The sequence below is a fragment of the Streptomyces sp. NPDC057271 genome (assembly GCF_042668715.1).
In the GTDB taxonomy this organism is placed as follows: Bacteria; Actinomycetota; Actinomycetes; order Streptomycetales; family Streptomycetaceae; genus Streptomyces.
This window is the reverse complement of the sequence record NZ_JBHUYJ010000002.1, coordinates 119,286-138,998: the sequence shown is the minus strand read 5'-3', so window position 1 is coordinate 138,998 and position 19,713 is coordinate 119,286. Positions and strand designations below refer to the sequence as shown.

Here is a 19,713-nt window from a genome sequence, read left to right as displayed (position 1 = left end):
CCTAGACGGGCCCGTCGATCGCGTCGGCGCGGGTGAGCAGGGCGGTGGCCTCCTCCGGGGAGAGGCCACCGCCTTCGGCGTACGCGGCCTCGAAGGCCTCGTCCCCGAGGACGGACCGGGCGAGTGCCGTGGCCCGCTCCAGGTTCTCCCGCTCGGACGGTGAGAGCAGATGGCTCTCGGGGAGCAGGCCCGGCTGGGCGCCGAGGAGCCGGGCGCCGACGGTCGCGCCGGGGCCACCGAGACCGGCGAGGGCCCAGGCGGCCGTGACCACGTGAAGGGCCGGCATCTGCGGGGCGACCATCATCGAGAGCGTGCTCAGGGACCGGTCCAGGGCCTCTCGGGCCAGGTCGAGCGCCGAGGCGTACCGTCCGTCGAGGTTGTCCAGCCAGGCCAGGCCGCCGAGGGTGAACCCCGCGAAGATCGACAGGGTCTCGGAGCTGAAGTCCGCGAGCAGTCCGGTCAGTTGCTGCCGGGCCTCGGCCGTGCGGCCGGTGCGGCCGAGCAGCATCGCCAGGAACAGCCGGGCCGCGAGCACCGGTTCGTGTCCGCGGTTCTCCCCGTCCGCCAGGACCTCGCGGAGGATCGCCTCCGCCTCCTCCTCGCGGCCGGTCACACCGAGCATGTCCGCGTAGCGGGCGCGCAGCACGGCCTTCTGGGTCTGGGCGCCGGCCCGCTCCGCGTATCCGATGGCCGCGGCGAAGTCCTCGGCCGCGCCCTCGTACCGGCGCTGTCGCTCGCGGGCCTCGCCGCGCGAGGAGAGTGCTTCCGCCGCGCCCCAGGCGTCGTCGAGGCGGACGAAGATCTTCAGGCTCTCCTCTGCGTCGGCGGCCGCGTCGGCCGCCCCGTCGGACCGGTTGGCCAGCAGGTTGGCGCGGGTCTGGAGGGCGTTGGCGAGCTCCCATTCGTAGCCGTAGGTGCGGCACGCCTCGACCGTGGCGTCGAGGACCTCCCGCATCCTGTCCCCCTCCCCGATGAGCAGGACGGCGAAGACGGCGAAGGAGCCGGGCAGCCGACAGGTCTGGGGAAGCCCGGGCCGGTAGACGGCGTTGATGCGGCGCAGTCGCTCCGAGCCCTCCAGGCTGGTCCACCCGCCCCTCTCGTAGTCCATGTTGAGCAGCTCGATCAGCCGCACCCCGCGCCGGGCCTCCCAGAGCTGCTCCTCGCTCAGCGGGGGCGGGGTGGCGGTGCAGGGCTCGTGGAGCGGTACGGCGGGAATGATGGGCGGCGCGAAGGGGTCGGGCCCGAGGGCGGCGGCCTCCCCCGCCCAGTGCAGGGCGTCGGCGCGCAGATCGCGCAGCTGCCAGTACCAGAGGAGGCAGTGGACGAGCACGAGCGCCTCGTGCTCGTCCCGTACGGCGACGGCACGGCGCAGCGCGGTGCGCAGGTTGTCGTACTCGGTGCGGAACCAGGTCATGGCGCGGCGCTGACCGCCGCCGCGGAGCTCGGGGTCGGTGACGCGGGCGAGTTCGCGGTAGTGGACGAGGTGGCGCCGCTCGATCTCGGCGCGTTCCCCCGCCTCGTCGAGCCGCTCGCCGGCGTATTCGGCGACGGTCTCCAGGAGGCGGTAGCGCATCGTTCCGTCGTCGGCGGGCGCGGCGACGACCAGCGACTTGTCGACGAGCGAGCCGAGCACGTCGAGGGTCTCCGCGCACGATGCGCCGTGCTCGGGGGCCGCGTCGGCCGTGCGGGCGGATTCGGTGCGGACGGATTCGGTGCGGGCAGGTTCGGTGCGGGCGAATTCGGTGCGGGCGGGTTGGGTGCGGACAGGTTCGGCGCGGACAGGTCCGGTGCTGACGGATTCGGTACAGACCGCCTCCGCCGCCTCCAGGTCGCAGCCTCCCGTGAAGGCGGACAGGCGGCGCAGGACGGCCCGTTCGGGCGCGTCGAGCAGGTCCCAGGACCAGTCGACCACCGCGCGGAGGGTCTGCTGACGGGGCAGGACGGTGCGGGCCCCCGAGGTGAGGAGGAGGAAGCGGTCGTCGAGACGGTCGGCGATCTGGCGCGGTGTCAGCAGCCTTAGCCGCGCCGCCGCGAGCTCGATCGCGAGCGGGAGGCCGTCGAGACGCCGACAGATCTCGGCGCACGCCTCGGGGTCGTCGCCGGGGTCGAAGCCGGGCCGGGCCGCGGCGCCGCGCTCGCCGAGCAGGCGCAGCGCGCTCTCGGGCGGCAGCGGCTCCACCGGGCGCAGGAACTCGCCGGGGACGCCGAGCGGTTCGCGGCTCGTGGCCAGGACGGTCACGCCGGGGCACCGGGCGAGGAGGGACTCCGCGAGGGCGGCCGCCGCGTCCACGACGTGTTCGCAGTTGTCCAGGACGAGCAGCAGGCGGCGCGCGGAGCAGTGCTCGACGAGGCGCCCGAGCGGGGTGTCGGTGCCGCGCAGCTCCTCCGCGCCCGCGCCCCTCAGCACGGTCTCGCGCGCTCCGACTGCGCCCAGCACGGCCTCGACGACGGCCTCGGGGTCGGTGACGGGCGCGAGCTCGGCGAGCCAGACGCCGTCGGGCCAGGCCCCGGCGTCGGCGGCGCGTTCGGCCCCCTCCTGCGAGAGCCGCGTCTTCCCGGCCCCGCCCGGGCCGAGAAGGGTGACGAGCCGGCTCGCGTGCAGGTCGTCCCGGAGCTGGGCGATGTCCTGGTCGCGGCCGACGAAACTGGTGAGCCGCGCCCGGAGGTTGCCGGGTCGGGGCGTGCCGACGTGCCGATCGGTGACCTTCACGTCCGGGCCCTGGACCGGGACGCCCTGCACCGAACCGGGCCCCGCAGGTCCGACAAGGCCGCCGGACGCGCCCTGCACCGAACCGGGCCCCGCAGGGACCTCGGACCCGACATGCCCCGCAGGCCCGCAGGGGCCGCCGTCGGCGCCGTGCGCCGAGCCGCCAGAGCCTCCGTGCCCCACAGGTCCGACAGAACCGCCGGACGCGCCCTGCACCGAACCGGGCCCCGCAGGTCCGACAGAACCGCCGGACGCGGGCCGCGCCGGGCTGGGACCGGGCCGGTTCTCCCGCGAGCCGCTGCCGTCCCCTGCCCGGGCCGCCTGGTCGGGGCGCGTCACTCCGGTGTCCGGTGACAGCAATTCCGCGTGGAGGGCGGCCAGGGACGGCGACGGATTCGTGCCCAGGCGGTTCACCAGCTCCCGGCGTACGGCCTCGTAGGCGACGAGTGCCTCCGCCGCGCGGCCCGTGTCGCGCAACGCCCGGATGCGCAGGGCCTGGAGGGGTTCGTCGAGCGGATGTGCCTGGCAGAGAGCGACCAGTTCGGGCAGGACCGACGCACCCTCCCGGAGCGCGAGTGCCGCGCCGAAGCGGGCCCGGCGGGCGTCGAGGCGGCGGGTCTCCCAGCGGGCCGCCTCCGCCGTACGGTCGGGCAGGTCGGCGAGTGCGGGCCCCCGCCACAGTCCGAGCGCCTCGTCGAGCAGCTCCGCCGCCCGCCCCGGGTCGCCCGCGCCCAGCGCCCGTACGCCGTCGCCCGCCAGCCGCTCGAAGCGCTGCGCGTCCACGTCGTCGGGGCCGGCCACCAGCCGGTAACCGCCGGGGGACGACTCCACCGCGTCCCGGCCGAGCGCCCGCCGCAACCGCCCGACCAGGGCCTGGAGCGCGGCGGCGGCGTCGGCCGGCGGGTCCCCGGCCCACACCTCGTCGACGAGCACGGTGACGGGCACCGCGTGTCCCGCCCGCAGGGCCAGCACGGTCAGCAGCGCTCGCAGGCGGGCCCCGCCGAGCGCGACGGGGGTGCCTTGGGCGGTGTGGACCTGGGTCGGGCCGAGGACGGAATAGCGCACAGGCCCTATTCTCCGTGAGCCGGGGACCGTCGCAGGAACTCGCCCCCGCCCCGGCACGTTTCCCGCACACACCCCGCCGCGTCCCAGGGAGTCCCACCGATGACCACGGCCACCACCCGCAGCCATGAGCGCAGGATCAGCCCGGTCTTCCTGGCGATCCTCGCCGTCATGGCGGTCACCGGCTGGGCCGTGTGGACCGGCTTCGCCGCGTCCCCCGGTGTGGCGATCTTCCTCTTCGTGACCTCGGCGTGGATCGTCTCGCTCTGTCTCCACGAGTACGCGCACGCCCGTACCGCGCTCAACGGCGGGGACATCACGGTCGGCGCGAAGGGGTATCTCACTCTCAACCCGCTCGCCTACACCCATGCGGTGCTGAGCATCGTCCTGCCGGTGCTCTTCGTGATCATGGGTGGCATCGGTCTGCCGGGCGGTGCGGTCTTCATCGAGCAGGGCCGGGTCAAGGGGCGCTGGAAGCACAGCCTGATCTCGGCGGCGGGCCCGCTGGCGAACGTCGTGTTCGCGATCGTCTGTACGGCGCCGTTCTGGCTGGACGCGCTGGACGGCGTCCCGCTCGCCTTCCGGTACGCGCTCGCGTTCCTGGCGTTCCTCCAGGTGACGGCGGCGCTGCTGAACTTCCTGCCGGTGCCGGGCCTCGACGGCTACGGGGTGGTCGAGCCCTGGCTGTCGTACAAGATCAAGCGGCAGATCGAGCCGTACGCGCCGTACGGCTTCTTCGTCGTGATCGCGCTGCTGTTCGTCCCGGCGGTCAACGGCGCGTTCTTCGACACGATCGACGCGCTGATGCGTGCGCTCGGTGTGCCGGAGCTCTCCCGCTACTGCGGCTCGAACCTCTACCGCTTCTGGCAGGAGACTCCGGAGCTCTGCGAGGTCTGAGGGACCCCGCCCGTACCGCCGCCCGGGCGATCTCCGGCGGCGGACACACCGTCGACGTGACGGGTGCATATGCACGGATATGCATACTGCAGACATGGCGGCTCTCGAGCAGACGCGTCTGGCCCTCGTCCTCAACGGCGGCGTGAGCCTGGCCGTCTGGATGGGCGGGGTGACGCACGAGATCGACCTGCTCCGGCGGGCCTCCCGCGCGGTCCGCTCGGGTCTGCCTCCCGAGTACGTCGACCCGCGCGACCGGCCCGTCTTCGAGCTCTGGAAACGCGTCGTCCACGAGGCGAACACGCACGTCCTCGTCGATGTCATCGCGGGCACGTCGGCCGGCGGCCTCAACGGCTCCCTGCTGGCCGCGGCCATCGGGCGGGGGACGGCGCTGCCGAACCTCCGCGAGACCTGGCGGAACGCGGCGGCGCTCGACGACGACAAGCTGCTGAGGAAGCCGCCGTACAACAGCGTCCTGGACGGCCGGTTCTTCCAGGACACCATCGGCGACATCCTGAACGGCATGGGCTCCAGCGAGCGCGACGCCGAGCCCGTGACGCTCTTCGTCACCGCGACCGCGCTCGACGGCGTACCCGAGGACTTCCAGGACGGCTTCGGCGGCCGCTTCGACGTGGCGGACCACCGCAGGATCTACAAGTTCCAGCACGACCCGGACGCGGTCGTCTTCCGCAAGGCCGTCGCCCCGTGCGAGATCTGGAAGACCGAGCCACGGGTCCGCAGGGACTTCCTGGACGACGACGTCCTGGACCGGCTCAGCCTGGCGGCCCGCGCCTCGGCCGGTTTCCCGCTGGCCTTCGCACCCGTCGACGAGTCGCCCCTGCTTGAGCAGCGGGTCCGCCCCCACCCCCAGATCCCGAGCCGCGGCCGGGACCGGGCCAGCTGGATCGTCGACGGGGGGCTGCTCAACAACGCCCCCTTCGGACCGGTGCTCGAAGCCATCTCGGACCGCCGGGTGGAGGGCCCGGTGCGGCGGATCCTGGTCTTCGTGGTGCCCTCGTCCGGCGTCGCCCAGCGCCATGTGGAGAACCGCCCTCCGTGCAAGGCCACCGAATGGCCGTCGGTCCTCGGCACGGCCATCAACTACCCGCGCGAGGCGGACTTCCGCACCGGCACGACCGAGCTGCGCGAACACATGGGCCGGCATTCCCACACCCGTCAGCAGGATCTCTTCGAGCGACAGTTCCACTCCGAGACCGGAGAGGCCCAGCGAGAGGCCATGCTCACCGTCGCCGAACAGCTCTTCACCGAGTACCGGTACAGCCGCATCGCCGCCGCCGTGTGGAAGATCCGGCAACTGCGGGAGGACGGGCGAGGGGTACGCTCCCTGGTCGGCATCCCGCAGGAGAACGCCGAGGCCATCCTGGAGAACGGCGCTTCGCCCACGGGGTGGGTGCCCAGCTCCGCTCACGCGCTGGCCGACCCCGTAGCCACCCCCTGGGAATGGGGTGTCCACGGTGCCGAACGGCTGGTGTGGACGCTCGCGGCCGACGTCGAGCGCCGGCTGAAGGAGACGCGGCGCCACCGAACCGTGCCGCCCTGCGCCCCGACCGTCGAGGAGGCCGAGGAACACGAGCGCGAGGAGCGCCGCCTCGGCCGGGCCCTGGAGGAACTCAGCACCTGCGTACGGGCCGTGCGCGCCGTGACCGACCACGTGTTCGGACTCCTGCGCAACGCCGACACGGCCGGCGGCGATCCCACCCGCAGGAAGGTGGCCGCCGACCGGGGGCCGATCGCCACGATCAACGCGGTCTACAAGGACCTCAGCCTGGGACGTGTCCTCGGCGAACAGGTCGAGGAGGCCGTCGGCGCCTACGCGAGGGCGACGGCCGGCCCCGGCTCGGGCGGCCCCGAGCGGCCCGACGGGGAGCGCGAGCGGATGGTCCTCAAGGCCTGCCTCGTCGCGGAGGTGGTCGCCCAGTCCTTCTCCTCACCGGAGGAGCTGGTGGAGCACACGCCCCAGTTCGAGTTCCTGCGGCTGGGACCCGACGAGCACAGTCCGGTCTTCCCTCTGGACAAGTACGCGCCCCTCGGCGAACGCAAGCTGTACGGCGTCCGCCTCGACCACTTCGGGGCCTTCGTCGACCCGAAGTGGCGCGAGTCCGACTTCGCCTGGGGACGGCTCGACGGGGCGCATCACCTGCTGCGCCTGTTCGTCGCGAACCACCAGGAGCGCCGCTCCCTGGAGCTGGAGCTGCACGAGGCCATCCTCGCGGCCGAGATCGGCACCGAGCGGATGGGCCGCAACCTCGACGAGCTCGCCGAACCGGACAGGACACTGTTCACGAACTACCTCAGGACCGCACAGGGGCGGAACACCGCGGGAAGGCTGCTCGAAGCCGTCCTCAGCATCCTGGTGGGCAAGGGCTCGCCGATCCGGGGGGCGTGGGCCGAAGCGGGCCGGACCATGTTCTGGCGGGGTTTCGGCCGCAAGGTGCCTCCGTGGCACTGGCCGTGGCCCTCCCGGATCGCCGGCCTGCCGGGGCGCTGGCTGTGGTGGGGGCGGGTCACCAGGAATCCCGCCTCGGCGCTGCAGTGGACCGTGTGGGCGGCGCTCGTGACGTACGGCGTCGCCGTCATGGGAGCCGTGGGGATCGCATGGCTGATCAAGTCGATCTGGGGGGAAGGCGCCTGGAGCTGGCTCATCCTGCTCGTCGCCGGTCTCGGGATGCCCCTGCTGTTCCTGCTGGAGTTCCTTCTCACCGTGGCTCTCAGCCGGTGGACCACACGGCGGCGAAGGCGGCGGGCGCGGCGGCGCGCGAAGAAGGCCGCCCGGGAGCGGACCGACCAGGAATCCGGCTAGATCAGAGGCGTTCCCCGGGAGATCAGGCCGGCTCGGAGGCGCGGGCCGCGTCGGCCTTCGCTCGGCGGATGTAGTACCAGGCCATGTTCGAGGAGAGGCCGGCGAGCAGGACCCAGACGATCCCCAGCCACATGCCCGCGACGAAGGAGACGACGGCCGCGGCCACGGCGAGGGCGCAGACGGCGAGGGCGTACAGAGCGAGGCGGGGCATGGGGGTCGGCTCCTGTCCGGGTACGGCTGACGGTGCCCGTCCAGTGTCCCCCATGCCCCGGTCCGTCCGGGCACGTGGTCAGACGTCGGTGACCCGGAGCCCCGCGTGGGCCTTGTAGCGGCGGTTGACCGAGATCAGGTTGGCGACGAGCGACTCGACCTGGTGCGCGTTGCGCAGCCGCCCCGCGAAGACGCCGCGCATCCCGGGGATGCGGCCGGCGAGCGCCTGGACGATCTCGACGTCGGCGCGCTCCTCGCCGAGGACCATCACGTCCGTGTCGATCTCGTCGATCGAGGGGTCCTGGAGGAGGACGGCGGAGAGGTGGTGGAAGGCGGCGGTGACCCGGGCGCCGGGCAGCAGGGCGGCGGCCTGCTCGGCGGCGGAACCCTCCTCCGGCTTGAGGGCGTAGGCGCCCTTCTTGTCGAAGCCGAGCGGGTTGACGCAGTCGACGACGAGCTTGCCCGTGAGTTCGTCGCGCAGCGACTCCAGCGTCCTGGCGTGCCCGTCCCACGGCACGGCGACGATCACGATGTCGCTGCGGCGGGCGCATTCGGCGTTGTCGTCGCCCTCGACACCGAGTCCCAGCTCGCCGGCCGCGGTCTGCGCGCGCTCGGCGGCGCGGGAGCCGATGATCACCTTCTGGCCGGCCTTGGCGAGGCGGTAGGCCAGGCCGCGACCCTGGTCGCCGGTGCCGCCGAGGACGCCGACGACGAGGCCGGACACGTCGGGGAGGTCCCAGGGGTCCTTGGGGGCGGGCTTGCTGTCAGTCGTAGTCATGGCCTCGACATTACTGGCCGGTCAGCCGATCCGTTTCCCGTCGGGTGGAACATCCCGTACGGGTGGAACCCTCGGCGACCGCCCTCCCCGCGCGGCCCGGCTGCGGCAGGATGCGGGCCCATGGATGCCGTACGCGTCGCGTTGCTGCGGGAAGTGCTCGCCGGAACGGAGTGGCCGGCCGCGGCCCGCCGGTTCGCCGGTTCGCTCCGCTCCTCGGTCGTCCCGCGCGGGGGCGGGCTGCTGCTGGTGGGAACGGAGGGGTACGAGCCCTGGCACCTGGCGGCGCATCTGGTGGACGAGGCGGCCTGGTCGGGCCGGCCGGAGCTGACGCCGACGCTCGTACGGCACCGGGTGCGGCCGGGGGACCCGGCGCACCTGGCCGTGGGTCTGGGCCGGCTGGAGTCGGCTCGGCGCGAAACGACGCTGCTGATGGTTGCGCCGGAGCGGCCTGCCGCGGGGCTCCTGGAGCGGGTCCACGACGCGCGCAGGGCGGGGGCGACGGTGCTCTCGCTCGACGGCGGCGATCCGGAGGTCCGGGGCCTGGCGCACGAGACGCTGACGGTGCGGGAGGGCGCGGAGGTCGACCTGGACACGGTCCAGCACCTGGTGAGCGCGGCGGCCGGCGAGAACAGCCTGCCCTCCCCGCGCGGGCGGCGCCGCTTCCGGGACCGCCTCTCGCTCCTGGCGGACCATCTGACGTCTCCGCCCCCGACCCGCTGGTAGCCCGCGGCGACCGGGCCCGGTAGGCCGGACGCCCCACTCGCCCCACCCCTCCGCGCCGTAATTCGGTTGCCGGGCACCTCGCGGCGGTCGGAGCATGGCGCCTCGTGACCTCGAAGCTGTCCGCCGTACTGCCCGATCTCGCGCCCTGGCGCTCCTCCCGCGACTTCCGGCTCCTCTGGGTCCAGGGGCTCGTCGCCTTCTTCTCCAGCGCCGTGGCGATGATCGCGCTGCCGTTGCAGATCAAGGATCTGACCGGCTCCCCGCTCGCGGTCGGCGCGATGGGCGCGGTCGAGCTGGTCCCCCTGATCGTCTTCGGGCTCTACGGCGGCGCGCTCGCCGACGCCGTCGACCGGCGCAAGGTCCTCGTCGCCGCCGAGGCCGGGCTCGCGCTGCTCGCCCTGCTGCTGCTCCTCAACTCCCTGCTGCCCGAGCCGATGCTCTGGCCGCTGTACGCCGTCGCCGCCGGCGTCTCCGCGCTGGCCGGTCTCCAGCGCCCCGCCCTGGACTCCCTCCTCGCCCGGATCGTGCCGCACGACCAGCAGACCGCCGCCGCGGCGCTCAACTCGCTGCGGTGGCAGATGGGCACCATCGCGGGCCCCGCGCTCGCCGGCCTGCTCGTGGCGTACGCCGGCCACGCTCCGGCCTACGCCGTGACGATCGCCGGTTTCCTCGTCTCCGTACTCCTGTGTCTGCGGCTCTCCCCCGCCCCGCCCGCGCACGACGCCGACAAGCCGTCCCTGCGGGGCATCGTGGAGGGCGCGCGCTACGCCTGGTCGCGTCCGGTGCTCCTCGGGACGTACGCGGTCGATCTGGCCGCGATGTTCTTCGCGTTCCCGAACACGATCTTCCCGTTCCTGGCGGACGAACTGGACGCGGACTGGTCGCTGGGCCTGATGTACGCGGCGGGCTCGGTCGGATCGCTCGTCCTCGGCCTGACCAGCGGCTGGACCTCGCGGATCCGCCGGCACGGATGGCTGGTCGTGTGCGGGGCCACGGCATGGGGGCTCGCGATCGCCGCCGCGGGATGGCTCTCGAACGTGTGGCTGGTGCTGCTCTGCCTCGCCTTCGCGGGCGCGGGCGACATGGCGAGCGGTCTGGGCCGCGCCACGATCTGGAACCAGACGATCCCGGAGGAGCTGCGCGGCCGGCTCGCCGGCATCGAGGTGCTCTCCTACAGCGTGGGCCCGCAGCTGGGCCAGGTCCGGGCGGGCGCCATGGCCGGCTGGACGGGGACGCGGGCGGCGATCTGGTCCGGCGGTGTGGCGTGCGTGGCGTCGGTGGGGCTGCTCTGTCTGGCCCTGCCCAGGCTCCTCCGGTACGACTCCGAGACGGACGAGGACGCGCTGCGCCACAGGACCGCGCAGGCGGAGCGGGAGGCACGCGAGGCGCGGGCGGGCGGGGCGCCGGACGCGCGGGAGACCGGGACCGGGGTCCCGGACTCCTGACGGGCCGACGAGCGACTTCCGACGTGCGACGTGCGGCAGCGGCAGCGGCAGCGGCAGGGTCTAGTCCGAGGTCTCGCCCTGCTTCGGGGCGTCGTGCCACTTCGGGTCCGTCTCCCACTGCTCGTTGCGTTCCCGCGCGGTCTCCATCGCGTGGGACGCCTCCTCACGGGTGGCGTACGGTCCGAAACGGTTCTTCGACGGGCACTCCGGGCCCTCCTCGACCTTCTTGTGCTCCAGGCAGTAGTACCACTCGCCCGGTTTGCCCACCGTGCGCTTCTTGAACAGGGCCATCGTCGGCTCCTTCCTCTGAGGCCATGCTGCCCCAGACACGGTCGTTAGACTCGCTGACATGTCTGGCCAGTCGCTGCTCGTACCGGGGGAGCTCTCCCCCCACCGCTCCGTTCCGGGAGCCATCCGTCGTCCCGAGTACGTCGGGAAGCCCGCACCCACCCCGTACACCGGCCCCGAGGTGCAGGATTCCGACACCGTCGAGCGGATGCGGATCGCCGGCCGCATCGCCGCGCAGGCGATGGAGGAGGCCGCCAAGCACATCGCGCCGGGTGTCACCACGGACGAGCTGGACCGGGTCGCCCACGAGTTCATGTGCGACCACGGGGCGTACCCCTCCACCCTCGGCTACCGCGGCTTCCCGAAGTCGCTCTGCTCCTCGGTCAACGAGGTCATCTGCCACGGAATCCCCGACTCAACCGTCCTCAACGACGGCGACATCGTGAACCTGGACGTCACGGCGTACATCCACGGGGTCCACGGCGACAACAACGCCACCTATCTGTGCGGGGACGTGGACGACGAGTCCCGGCTGCTCGTCGAGCGCACCCGCGAGTCCCTGAACCGGGCCATCAAGGCGGTCAAGCCGGGCCGGCAGATCAACATCATCGGCCGGGTCATCGAGTCGTACGCCAAGCGGTTCGGCTACGGCGTGGTGCGCGACTTCACCGGGCACGGCATCAACTCGTCCTTCCATTCCGGACTGATCATCCCGCACTACGACTCCCCGCACGCCACGACGGTCATCCAGCCCGGCATGACGTTCACCATCGAGCCGATGCTGACGCTGGGCACGCACGAGTACGACATGTGGGACGACGGCTGGACGGTCGTGACCAAGGACCGGAAGCGGACGGCGCAGTTCGAGCACACGCTCGTCGTGACGGACAGCGGGGCCGAGATCCTTACGTTGCCCTGAGCCGTCCTCCGGGTAAGCATTTACCGACAGGACGTCGGGAACCAGTTGACTTAGGTAAGCCTAAGAAGCAGTATCGCAGCAGGTTCCCGTCCCCATCGGCCCGGAGGCACGCCTTGGACACGCCCTTCTCGACGCTCATCCGCACGGCCTCGCACGAGCAGCACACCGAGGCCGAGACGTCGACCTTCATGAGCGACCTCCTCGGCGGTCGCCTCGCGGTGGACGCCTACACGCGGTACACGGAGCAGCTGTGGTTCGTGTACCGCGCGCTGGAGGAGGGTGCCGAGGCGCTGAAGGACGACCCGGTCGCCGGGCCGTTCATACAGCCGGAGCTCTTCCGCACGGCCGCCCTGGAGCAGGACCTCGCCCATCTGCGGGGCCCGGGCTGGCGCGAGGGGCTCTCCCCGCTGCCCGCCACGGCCGCGTACGCGGCGCGGGTGGCGGAGTGCGCGCGGGAGTGGCCCGCCGGCTATGTGGCGCACCACTACACGCGCTACCTCGGGGATCTCTCCGGTGGCCAGATCATCCGCGACAAGGCGGAGCGGACGTGGGGTTTCGCGCGCAAGGGCGACGGCGTCCGCTTCTACGTGTTCGAGGAGATCGGGAACCCGGCGGCCTTCAAGCGCGGGTACCGGGAACTGCTCGACGGGGTGAACGCCGACGACCTGGAGAAGCAGCGGATCATCGACGAGTGCAAGCGCGCGTTCGACTTCAACGGCGCGGTCTTCCGGGAGCTGGGCGGCGAGTTCCCGCTCAGCGCGTGAGCGCGTAGGGACCGGCGCGGGCGAGTCAGCGCGGGCGAGTTCGACGCGTGCGAGTCAGCACGGGCGAGTCGACGCGGGCGAGTCAGCGCGTGAGCGCCTGAGTCTCAGAGGGTGAGGGTCCGTTCGAGGCGGACCCGCCCACCCAGTTCGATCACTCCGTCGGGGCCGGGGGCCGTGAGGATCTGCGACCCCCGGCCCTGCGTGATGTTCAGGGCGCGGCCCAGCTCGGCCGTGAGCAGCAGGGCCGCCGCGCCCGTCGCCTCGTCCTCGTCGACACCGTCCCCGCGCCCCGGGAAGCCGCGCGCCCTGACCCGCCCGGCGGCCTCGTCCTCCCAGGCCCAGGCGTAGATCCAGGTCCCCGGCGCGGGCACCTCGAGCGCGTCCACCTCGGCGGCGGAGCCGTACCGGCGCAGGGACCGCGGCGGGGCCCACTCGGCCCGCGCCTCGATCCAGGTGAACTCCCCGTCCCCGCGCACCCACACCTCGCCGACGGGCGGGCACACGACCTCCAGGTCGAGCAGCCAGGCGGTCCCGACCAGCGGGTGACCGGCGAACGGCAGCCGTACACCGGGCGTGTAGATGTCGACGACGCCCCGCTCGGGATCGTCCACGAAAACGGTCTCGCTGAACCCGAGTTCCTTGGCGAGCGCCTGCCGGGACGCCTCGTCGGGATGCGTGCGCCCGTCCCGTACGACACCCAGGGCGTTGCCGTACCGGCCGTCGCCGGCGCAGAAGACGCGCAGGACGTCGAGGTCGGTGGCGCTAGTCGTCGCGGTCGTGTTCATGGCGGAATTCAAGCATCCACGCGTCTCGTTCCGCCGGTCCACCGGGAATCGGCCAGGTCCGCGTGCGGGCCCGGCCGTACGGGATCGGCGCGGTGTGCTCGGCGAGGCCGCGCAGGAAGACGGCGCGCTGCCGCTCGGGGTCCGGGCCCCGGAAGACGCGGGACGACTGGTGGGGCCGGTACGGGACGCTCCTCAAGGGCGTCTTCGGCTTCCAGCCGAACCCGACGGTTCTTCAGGTCACGGTGTGGGCGCTCTATCCGGTCCCGACGCTCGCACTGTCGCCGGCCCCGGTAGGGTCGGGTCCGTCCGTGCCGGTGAAGGAGCAGAAGGCGACCGATGAGAAGGCTGAGGGGACCGTCGAAGGCACTCGCTGAACCGGGAGGACCCTCCCGGGTGTTCGTGGCGACGACGGCGGTGACCGTGCTGGCGCTGACGGCGAGCGGCTGCGTGACGGTGCACGGCGAGCGGGAGCTGATCCCGGCGGCGACGAAGGCCGAGGCCGAGCAGGCCCTCAAGGACTTCACCGACGCCTACAACGAAGCCGACAAGGCGCACGACCCGAAGCTCGACGCGGACCGGGTCACCGGGGCGCTGGGGGCCATCAACCAGGCCGGTCTGAAGTCCCGTTCGATCACGGCGCCCGAGGGCAACCCGCAGCATCAGCCCCTGGAGCTGACGGACGCGACGTACGTCCTCCCCAAGAAGGCGGGCTGGCCGCGCTGGTTCGTCGCGGACACCGACTCCAACCGGGACGACGACAACGGCCGGGGCGACAACCGCTGGCTCCTGGTCTTCGTGCGCAACGGCGCCGACCAGCTGTGGGAGGTCGCCTACCTGGCGATCCTGACCCCGGACGAGATCCCCGCGTTCAAGACCGAGGGCGGCTTCGCGGTCCCGGTCCCCGCGGACTCCACGGGTCTCGCCGTCGCGCCCGAGGACCTGGGACGGAGTTACGTCTCGTTCCTCGGCGGCGGGGAGCGGGGCCAGTTCGCCGCCGGTCCGCACACCACGCGCTGGCGTGAGGAGCGGGAGAAGGGCGCGAAGCGGGCGGGACTCGCGACGCAGTACGTCGACCAGGTCATGGACGCCGGGGACTTCGCGCCGCTGGCCCTCGCGACCGAGGACGGCGGGGCTCTGGTCTTCTTCACGACGCGGTACTTCGAGCAGCAGACGGCGGCCAAGGGCTACCGGCCGAAGGTCGGTCCCGATGTGAAGGCGCTGATGACGGGCGAGGTCAAGAACACCGTCACCAAGGAGTGGGTGTCGAGCCAGACGGTACTGGTGAAGCCGGCGGGCACGGACGCGGACGGCGTCACGGTCACCGGCCGGCTCCAGGGCGTCACGGGCGCGAAGGGCTCGTAGCGCGCCAAGCGCGCGAACGGCTCGTGGCGCGCTAAGGACGGGCAGGGCTCGTACGGTTCTCAGCCGCTCCGGTTCAGCGGCGGCCGAGCGGCCAGGCCACCTCGTGTCCGGTGTGCTGGTCCCCCTGCTCGGCCGCGTGCCGGGCACAGGCGTCGGTGAGCGTCTCCAGGAGGTTCAGCGGGTCGGGCAGCGGGTGCTCGGGGCCGCGGACCCAGCTGACCGCGGGCCGCTCCTCCTCGTCACCGATCAGCCGGGCGGGCGGTACGAGCACGTAGCTGCCGCGGCAGTGCCAGCGCAGCCCCGGGTGCTCGTCCATGGTCTCCGGATGGCAGTCCAGCTCGCAGGGCCACCACTCGTCCTCGTCCTCGGGGGTGCCACGGGTGGCGGTGAAGAAGAGCATCCGCCCGCCGTCGCCCGCGCTCTCGGCGGACTCGGCGACCGGTCCGACCTCCACACCCTGGTCGAGGAGCCGTTCCAGGGCCGCCCGGCCGGCCTCCAGGGGGACGTCGAGGACGTCGTGGACCATGCCGGTGGCCGTGACGAAGTTCGCCTCGGGCTCGTTCCGGGCCCAGCGCTCGATCTGGGCGCGGTCGGTCGTGGACTGGGTCTGCCAGGCGAAGGAGACGGGGTGCCGGGCGGGTGTGGGACAGCCCATGCGCTCACAGGAACAGCGGTAGCCGACGGGGTACGCGGCGGGGGCGAGGGGCAGTCCGGCGGCGGCGGTGGCCAGGAGCAGGTTCTCGCGGCGGTTCTCGTCCTCGGCCGCGGTGCGTTTGGGCCGCCTGCGCAGCCACTGCGGGAGCCTGCTCTCCGTGCCGCGGTAGCGGCCGATACCGTCGCCCATCTATCCCCTCACACCTGTCCTCGCCCGTTCGGCTCTGCCCATCGTCGCATCTTCCGGTGCTCCAGGTGACCGGAGTCCCCAACCGGGGTACGTAACGGGGTTACGCCCTGGGCGCGAGCCCGCGCAGCGCGTAGTCGACGAGGGTGTCGGCGTAGGCGTGGGTCAGGGGCAGGGTGCGGTGCAGCCAGCGGTGGTTCAGGGGGCCGACGAGGAGTTCGAGGGCGATGCGCGGGTCGACGTCGGGGGCGATGTCGCCGGCGGCCTGGGCGGCCTCGATGCGGCGTACGTAGTACTGGAGCTGGGGTTCCAGGAGTTTCTCGACGAACTGGGCGCCGAGTTCGGGGTTGACGACGCCCTCGGCGGCCAGGGCGCGGGAGGGTGCGTCGTAGGTGGGGTTGTTCAGTTCGTCGACCGTGGCGCGGAGCACGTACTTGAGGTCGGCGGCGAGGTCCCCGGTGTCGGGGATCTCACTGTCCCCGTCCCCGCCGCGGGCGTCGTCCCGCCGAGCCGCCTCGTTGGCCTGTGCGGCGAGGTCGAGGAACGCTTCGAGGAGGACGGCGGCCTTGGAGGGCCACCAGCGGTAGATGGTCTGCTTGCCGACCCCGGCGCGGGCGGCGATGCCCTCGACGGTCGTCCTGGCGTAGCCGGTCTCGGAGACGAGGGCGAGGGCGGCCTCGTAGATCGCGCGGCGGGAGCGCTCGCTGCGACGGGTGGCGTCGGGGCTCTTGGCTGCGGGGCTCTGCGTGTCGGGCATGGCACCAATCTAACAGCGGGCGAGACGGCGCGTCTCGCCTGCCCTTCGGGTACCCGGACCGAACGTTCGGTGAACCACCCGAACGGTCCACTGCGCGGAGTCGTCCGAGGGCGGACCATGGGCTCCGTCCGACGACTGTTCTTCCGTTCGTGAGGAGCTCTCTTTGCGCCAGACCCCGCGCGAGGCCTCGCCCCGCCGTTATCTGATGTGCCCACCCACGCACTTCGAGGTGACGTACTCCATCAACCCCTGGATGGACCCCACCAAGCCGGTCGACCTGCCGCTCGCCCTCGCCCAGTGGGAGGACCTGACGGCCAGGTACCGCGCGCTCGGCCACACCGTGGAACTCCTTGACCCGGTCCCGGGCCTGCCCGACATGGTCTTCACCGCGAACGGCGCGACCGTGGTGGACGGCCGTGTGCTCGGCGCGAAGTTCGCCCATCCGGAGCGTACGGAGGAGGAGAAGGCACATCTGGACTGGTTCCGCGGAAACGGTTACGCGGAGGTCCGCGTGCCGGAGCACGTGAACGAGGCCGAGGGCGACTTCGCCGTGACCTCGTCCTGGATCCTGGCCGGCCGGGGCTTCCGCTCCACGCCGCTCTCGCACCTGGAGGCGCAGGAGTTCTTCGGGCGTCCGGTGATCGGTCTGGAGCTGGTGGACCCCCGGTACTACCACCTGGACACGGCGCTCTGCGTCCTGGACCCGGCGCGCGACGAGATCATGTACTACCCCGGCGCCTTCTCCCCCGGCAGCCGGCAGGTGCTGGCCAGGCTCTACCCCGACGCCCTGCTCGCGACGGAGGGGGACGCGGCGACGCTCGGCCTGAACGCGGTGAGCGACGGTCACCACGTGCTGCTGCCGCAGGCGGCGGTAGGGCTCTTCGAACCCCTCCGTGACCGGGGCTTCGAGCCCCTCGGCATGGACCTGTCGGAGCTGCTCAAGGGCGGCGGCAGCGTGAAGTGCTGCACCCAGGAGCTGCGTCCCGCCCAGGGGTGAGCCCGGGGGCGGCCCCTGCCCCCGGTCCTACTCCGTGGGCTCCGGGGGCCAGGGGTCGCCCCACTCCGCGTCCCGCGCCGCCTTGTAGAGGGCCCCGTGCCGCTTGGTGACCGTTTCGCGCGCCAGTCCGGTCTCCTCGGGGCCACAGAGATCCAGCAGGACCTGGCCCTTGCGGATCTGGGGCTTGCGGGTGACTCGGGAGGCCGCCGGTACGACGGGGAACCGGGTCGCCGCCACGTAAGCGAACTTCTCGTCCTCGTACGGCAGGGAACCGCCCTTGACCTTCCGGTGCAGCGACGACCTGCTCACCCGGGCGGCGAAGTGGCACCAGTCCCTGCCCGGCTCGATCGGGCACGTCCCGCTGTGCGGGCACGGCGCGGCCACGGTGAAGCCCGCCTCCACGAGGAGGGAGCGCGCCGCGATGATCCGCTCGTAGCCGTCGGGGGTGCCCGGCTCGACGATCACGACCGCCTGCGCCGCCCGCGCCGCCTCGGTCACGATCGCACGGCGGTCGGCCTCGGTCAGCTCCTTCAGGACGTAGCTGACGGTCACCAGGTCCGTGGCGTCGAGGCGCAGCTCCCCGCTGATCCGGGCCCGCCGCCACTCCGCGTCGAAGACCCCGTCCGCCAGCTCCTCGCCGAGGGCGAGCGCGGGCTCGGCCCAGTCGAGCACGGTCGTGCGCGCGGCCCCGTCCCAGGCCTCCGCGACCGCCCAGCTCGCCGCCCCGGTGCCGCCGCCGATGTCGGTGTGCGTGGCCGGCTCCCAGCTGGGGGCCGCGTCCCGCAGGGCGCCGAGCGCCCCCCGTACCGCCTCGAACGTCGCCGGCATCCGGTAGGCGGCGTACGCGGCGACGTCGGAGCGGTCCCGCAGCACGGGTGCGTCGGTCGGGGTGGTCCCCCGGTAGTTGGCGATCAGCCGGTCGACGGCCTGCGCCGCCTGACGCGGCGGCAGCCCGTGGAGAAGTCCGGCGAGCGCGGCGCGCAGCTCGTCGCCGGAGGCAAGGGAGGGGGAGGCGTTCACCTCCACATTTTAGGCGGCCTCCCGAGGCCGCCACGGCCGGCACATAGCCAGGAAGCAGACGAGCGCTCCGGCCGCGCACACGAGCTGCACCACCGCCATGGGCACGGCCGTGGCCTCGCCCGCGATGCCGACGAGCGGCGAGGCGACCGCCCCGATGAGGAACGAGGAGGAGCCGAGCAGCGCGGAGGCGGAGCCCGCCGCGTGCGGGGTACGCATCAGCGCCTGCGCGTTGGTGTTGGGCATCGCCAGACCCATCGCCGACATCAGGACGAACAGCCCGGCGGCCACGGGCGCGAGCCCCGGCTTTCCGAAGACCCCGCTCGTCATGACCAGCAGCGCCACCGAGGCGAGCAGGATCACGCAGAGCCCCCAGCCCAGCGCCTTGTCGAGGCTGACCCGGCCGACGAGGAGCTTTCCGTTGATCTGCCCGACGGCGACGAGACCGACGGAGTTGAGACCGAAGAGCAGGCTGAAAGTCTGCGGCGAGGCGCCGTAGATCTCCTGCACGACGAACGGGGAGGCCGAGATGTACGCGAAGAGCGCGGCGAAGGCGAGCCCGCCGGCCAGCATGTAGCCGGTGAAGACCCGGTCGGCGAGCAGACCGCGCATGGTGCGCAGCGCCTCCCCGACACCGCCCTCGTGGCGCCGCTCGGGCGGCAGCGTCTCCTCCAGCCACTTCCAGACCACCAGGGTCAGGAGCACACCGATGAAGGCGAGGACGTGGAAGACGCCCCGCCAGTCGGTGATCCGCAGGATCTGGCCTCCGATGAGCGGGGCGATGATCGGGGCGACGCCGGAGATCAGCATCAGGGTGGAGAAGAACCGGGCCATCGCCACGCCGTCGTACAGGTCGCGGACGACGGCCCGGGCGATCACGATGCCCGCCGCGCCCGCCAGGCCCTGGAGCAGCCGGAAGCCGACGAGCAGTTCGACGGTGGGGGCGAAGGCGCAGACCGCGGTGGCCGCGACGTACACGAGCATGCCGACGAGCAGCGGTCTGCGGCGGCCCCACCGGTCGCTCATCGGGCCGACGACGAGCTGACCGAGCGCCATGCCGGCGAGGCAGGCGGTCAGGGTCAGCTGGACGGTCGCGGCGGGCGAGCGCAGCATCTCGGTGACCTCCGGCAGCGCCGGCAGGTACATGTCCATGGACAGCGGCGGAAGCGCGGTCAGGCCGCCGAGGACGAGCGTGACGAGCAGGCTCGCACGCCGCGCGGGGGCGGCGGTACCGGCGGGTATGTGCGCCTGGGATCCCCGCTTCGTGGGCTGGCCGCTCTCCGGCATCGACTGCTCCATTTCGTTGAAACTTTCCCTATGCTCTCAGCTCGTCGGAGCGGGCC

The 19,713-nt window shown here is 72.8% G+C and carries 18 protein-coding genes and 1 pseudogene; 9 read left to right on the top strand and 10 right to left on the bottom strand.

What is annotated here, in order from left to right; all coding sequences use genetic code 11:
* Window position 1: 1 nt before the first annotated feature.
* The gene (locus ACFUJR_RS01520) at window positions 2-3,772 is read right to left on the bottom strand and encodes a BTAD domain-containing putative transcriptional regulator (protein ID WP_383170012.1); all 3,771 of its coding nucleotides are present in this window, start codon (window positions 3,770-3,772) and stop codon (window positions 2-4) included.
* A gap of 99 nt (window positions 3,773-3,871) precedes the next feature.
* Here ACFUJR_RS01520 and ACFUJR_RS01515 point away from each other — a divergent pair, with 99 nt between their 5' ends.
* Window positions 3,872-4,666: a site-2 protease family protein gene (locus ACFUJR_RS01515; RefSeq protein ID WP_383170014.1), complete on the top strand. Its 795-nt coding sequence runs from the start codon at window positions 3,872-3,874 to the stop codon at window positions 4,664-4,666.
* Between the two features lie 94 nt (window positions 4,667-4,760).
* On the top strand, window positions 4,761-7,484 hold the full coding sequence (locus ACFUJR_RS01510) for a patatin-like protein (protein ID WP_383170016.1): 2,724 nt from the start codon (window positions 4,761-4,763) through the stop codon (window positions 7,482-7,484).
* A gap of 22 nt (window positions 7,485-7,506) precedes the next feature.
* Here ACFUJR_RS01510 and ACFUJR_RS01505 read toward each other — a convergent pair whose 3' ends face one another.
* Both ACFUJR_RS01505 and npdG read right to left on the bottom strand, forming a co-directional pair.
* Window positions 7,507-7,749, bottom strand: a complete 243-nt coding sequence (locus ACFUJR_RS01505; RefSeq protein ID WP_383170017.1) for a hypothetical protein — start codon at window positions 7,747-7,749, stop codon at window positions 7,507-7,509.
* A gap of 24 nt (window positions 7,750-7,773) precedes the next feature.
* Complete coding sequence (gene npdG / locus ACFUJR_RS01500; RefSeq protein WP_383170019.1) at window positions 7,774-8,472, bottom strand: NADPH-dependent F420 reductase; 699 nt, start codon at window positions 8,470-8,472, stop codon at window positions 7,774-7,776.
* Window positions 8,473-8,592: 120 nt separating this feature from the next.
* Here npdG and ACFUJR_RS01495 point away from each other — a divergent pair, with 120 nt between their 5' ends.
* Window positions 8,593-9,195 (top strand): hypothetical protein, encoded by a 603-nt coding sequence (locus ACFUJR_RS01495; RefSeq protein ID WP_383170020.1) that lies wholly within the window; start codon window positions 8,593-8,595, stop codon window positions 9,193-9,195.
* A gap of 104 nt (window positions 9,196-9,299) precedes the next feature.
* Window positions 9,300-10,640 carry an MFS transporter gene (locus ACFUJR_RS01490; protein ID WP_383170021.1) on the top strand — a complete coding sequence of 447 codons (1,341 nt, stop codon included), beginning with the start codon at window positions 9,300-9,302 and terminating at the stop codon, window positions 10,638-10,640.
* Between the two features lie 60 nt (window positions 10,641-10,700).
* Here ACFUJR_RS01490 and ACFUJR_RS01485 read toward each other — a convergent pair whose 3' ends face one another.
* Complete coding sequence (locus ACFUJR_RS01485; protein ID WP_383170023.1) at window positions 10,701-10,931, bottom strand: hypothetical protein; 231 nt, start codon at window positions 10,929-10,931, stop codon at window positions 10,701-10,703.
* Window positions 10,932-10,989: 58 nt separating this feature from the next.
* Between ACFUJR_RS01485 and map the strand changes: the two genes are divergently transcribed.
* Window positions 10,990-11,847, top strand: coding sequence for a type I methionyl aminopeptidase (gene map / locus ACFUJR_RS01480; RefSeq protein WP_383170025.1), 858 nt, complete (start codon window positions 10,990-10,992; stop codon window positions 11,845-11,847).
* Window positions 11,848-11,960: 113 nt separating this feature from the next.
* Window positions 11,961-12,611: a heme oxygenase (biliverdin-producing) gene (locus tag ACFUJR_RS01475; RefSeq protein ID WP_383170027.1), complete on the top strand. Its 651-nt coding sequence runs from the start codon at window positions 11,961-11,963 to the stop codon at window positions 12,609-12,611.
* Window positions 12,612-12,715: 104 nt separating this feature from the next.
* On the opposite strand, the gene ACFUJR_RS01470 is transcribed toward ACFUJR_RS01475, so the two are convergent.
* Both ACFUJR_RS01470 and ACFUJR_RS01465 read right to left on the bottom strand, forming a co-directional pair.
* The gene (locus ACFUJR_RS01470) at window positions 12,716-13,396 is read right to left on the bottom strand and encodes a PhzF family phenazine biosynthesis protein (protein ID WP_383170029.1); all 681 of its coding nucleotides are present in this window, start codon (window positions 13,394-13,396) and stop codon (window positions 12,716-12,718) included.
* Window positions 13,374-13,592 carry a hypothetical protein gene (locus ACFUJR_RS01465; RefSeq protein ID WP_383170073.1) on the bottom strand — a complete coding sequence of 73 codons (219 nt, stop codon included), beginning with the start codon at window positions 13,590-13,592 and terminating at the stop codon, window positions 13,374-13,376. Before ACFUJR_RS01465 ends, ACFUJR_RS01470 begins: the two co-directional genes overlap by 23 nt.
* On the opposite strand from ACFUJR_RS01465, the pseudogene ACFUJR_RS01460 reads away from it, so the two are divergent.
* Window positions 13,558-13,692, top strand: a pseudogene (locus ACFUJR_RS01460) (iron transporter); the annotation flags it as partial. The gene ACFUJR_RS01465 and the pseudogene ACFUJR_RS01460 overlap by 35 nt on opposite strands.
* A 40-nt stretch (window positions 13,693-13,732) precedes the next feature.
* Window positions 13,733-14,758, top strand: coding sequence for a hypothetical protein (locus ACFUJR_RS01455; RefSeq protein ID WP_383170031.1), 1,026 nt, complete (start codon window positions 13,733-13,735; stop codon window positions 14,756-14,758).
* A gap of 73 nt (window positions 14,759-14,831) precedes the next feature.
* On the opposite strand, the gene ACFUJR_RS01450 is transcribed toward ACFUJR_RS01455, so the two are convergent.
* Window positions 14,832-15,602, bottom strand: a complete 771-nt coding sequence (locus tag ACFUJR_RS01450) for a bifunctional DNA primase/polymerase (RefSeq protein ID WP_383170033.1) — start codon at window positions 15,600-15,602, stop codon at window positions 14,832-14,834.
* A gap of 100 nt (window positions 15,603-15,702) precedes the next feature.
* Entirely contained in the window at window positions 15,703-16,356 is a 654-nt protein-coding gene (locus tag ACFUJR_RS01445; protein ID WP_383170035.1) for a TetR/AcrR family transcriptional regulator, read from the bottom strand.
* 163 nt (window positions 16,357-16,519) lie between these two features.
* Between ACFUJR_RS01445 and ddaH the strand changes: the two genes are divergently transcribed.
* Complete coding sequence (gene ddaH, locus ACFUJR_RS01440; RefSeq protein ID WP_383170036.1) at window positions 16,520-17,353, top strand: dimethylargininase; 834 nt, start codon at window positions 16,520-16,522, stop codon at window positions 17,351-17,353.
* A gap of 27 nt (window positions 17,354-17,380) precedes the next feature.
* Here ddaH and ACFUJR_RS01435 read toward each other — a convergent pair whose 3' ends face one another.
* Both ACFUJR_RS01435 and ACFUJR_RS01430 read right to left on the bottom strand, forming a co-directional pair.
* Window positions 17,381-18,373 carry a small ribosomal subunit Rsm22 family protein gene (locus ACFUJR_RS01435; RefSeq protein WP_383170038.1) on the bottom strand — a complete coding sequence of 331 codons (993 nt, stop codon included), beginning with the start codon at window positions 18,371-18,373 and terminating at the stop codon, window positions 17,381-17,383.
* A 9-nt stretch (window positions 18,374-18,382) separates the two neighbouring features.
* Window positions 18,383-19,657 carry a Bcr/CflA family multidrug efflux MFS transporter gene (locus tag ACFUJR_RS01430; protein ID WP_383170040.1) on the bottom strand — a complete coding sequence of 425 codons (1,275 nt, stop codon included), beginning with the start codon at window positions 19,655-19,657 and terminating at the stop codon, window positions 18,383-18,385.
* Between the last annotated feature and the right edge of the window lie 56 nt (window positions 19,658-19,713).

Bases quoted from the DNA above. Each gene is read 5' to 3' on its own strand.
- ACFUJR_RS01430 (WP_383170040.1), bottom strand. From the start codon at position 19,657: ATGCCGGAGAGCGGCCAGCCCACGAAGCGGGGATCCCAGGCGCACATA.
- ACFUJR_RS01510 (WP_383170016.1), top strand. From the start codon at position 4,761: ATGGCGGCTCTCGAGCAGACGCGTCTGGCCCTCGTCCTCAACGGCGGC.
- ACFUJR_RS01505 (WP_383170017.1), bottom strand. From the start codon at position 7,749: ATGGGGGACACTGGACGGGCACCGTCAGCCGTACCCGGACAGGAGCCG.
- ACFUJR_RS01455 (WP_383170031.1), top strand. From the start codon at position 13,733: ATGAGAAGGCTGAGGGGACCGTCGAAGGCACTCGCTGAACCGGGAGGA.
- map (WP_383170025.1), top strand. From the start codon at position 10,990: ATGTCTGGCCAGTCGCTGCTCGTACCGGGGGAGCTCTCCCCCCACCGC.
- ACFUJR_RS01485 (WP_383170023.1), bottom strand. From the start codon at position 10,931: ATGGCCCTGTTCAAGAAGCGCACGGTGGGCAAACCGGGCGAGTGGTAC.
- ACFUJR_RS01515 (WP_383170014.1), top strand. From the start codon at position 3,872: ATGACCACGGCCACCACCCGCAGCCATGAGCGCAGGATCAGCCCGGTC.
- npdG (WP_383170019.1), bottom strand. From the start codon at position 8,472: ATGACTACGACTGACAGCAAGCCCGCCCCCAAGGACCCCTGGGACCTC.
- ACFUJR_RS01470 (WP_383170029.1), bottom strand. From the start codon at position 13,396: ATGAACACGACCGCGACGACTAGCGCCACCGACCTCGACGTCCTGCGC.
- ACFUJR_RS01450 (WP_383170033.1), bottom strand. From the start codon at position 15,602: ATGGGCGACGGTATCGGCCGCTACCGCGGCACGGAGAGCAGGCTCCCG.
- ACFUJR_RS01495 (WP_383170020.1), top strand. From the start codon at position 8,593: ATGGATGCCGTACGCGTCGCGTTGCTGCGGGAAGTGCTCGCCGGAACG.
- ACFUJR_RS01445 (WP_383170035.1), bottom strand. From the start codon at position 16,356: ATGCCCGACACGCAGAGCCCCGCAGCCAAGAGCCCCGACGCCACCCGT.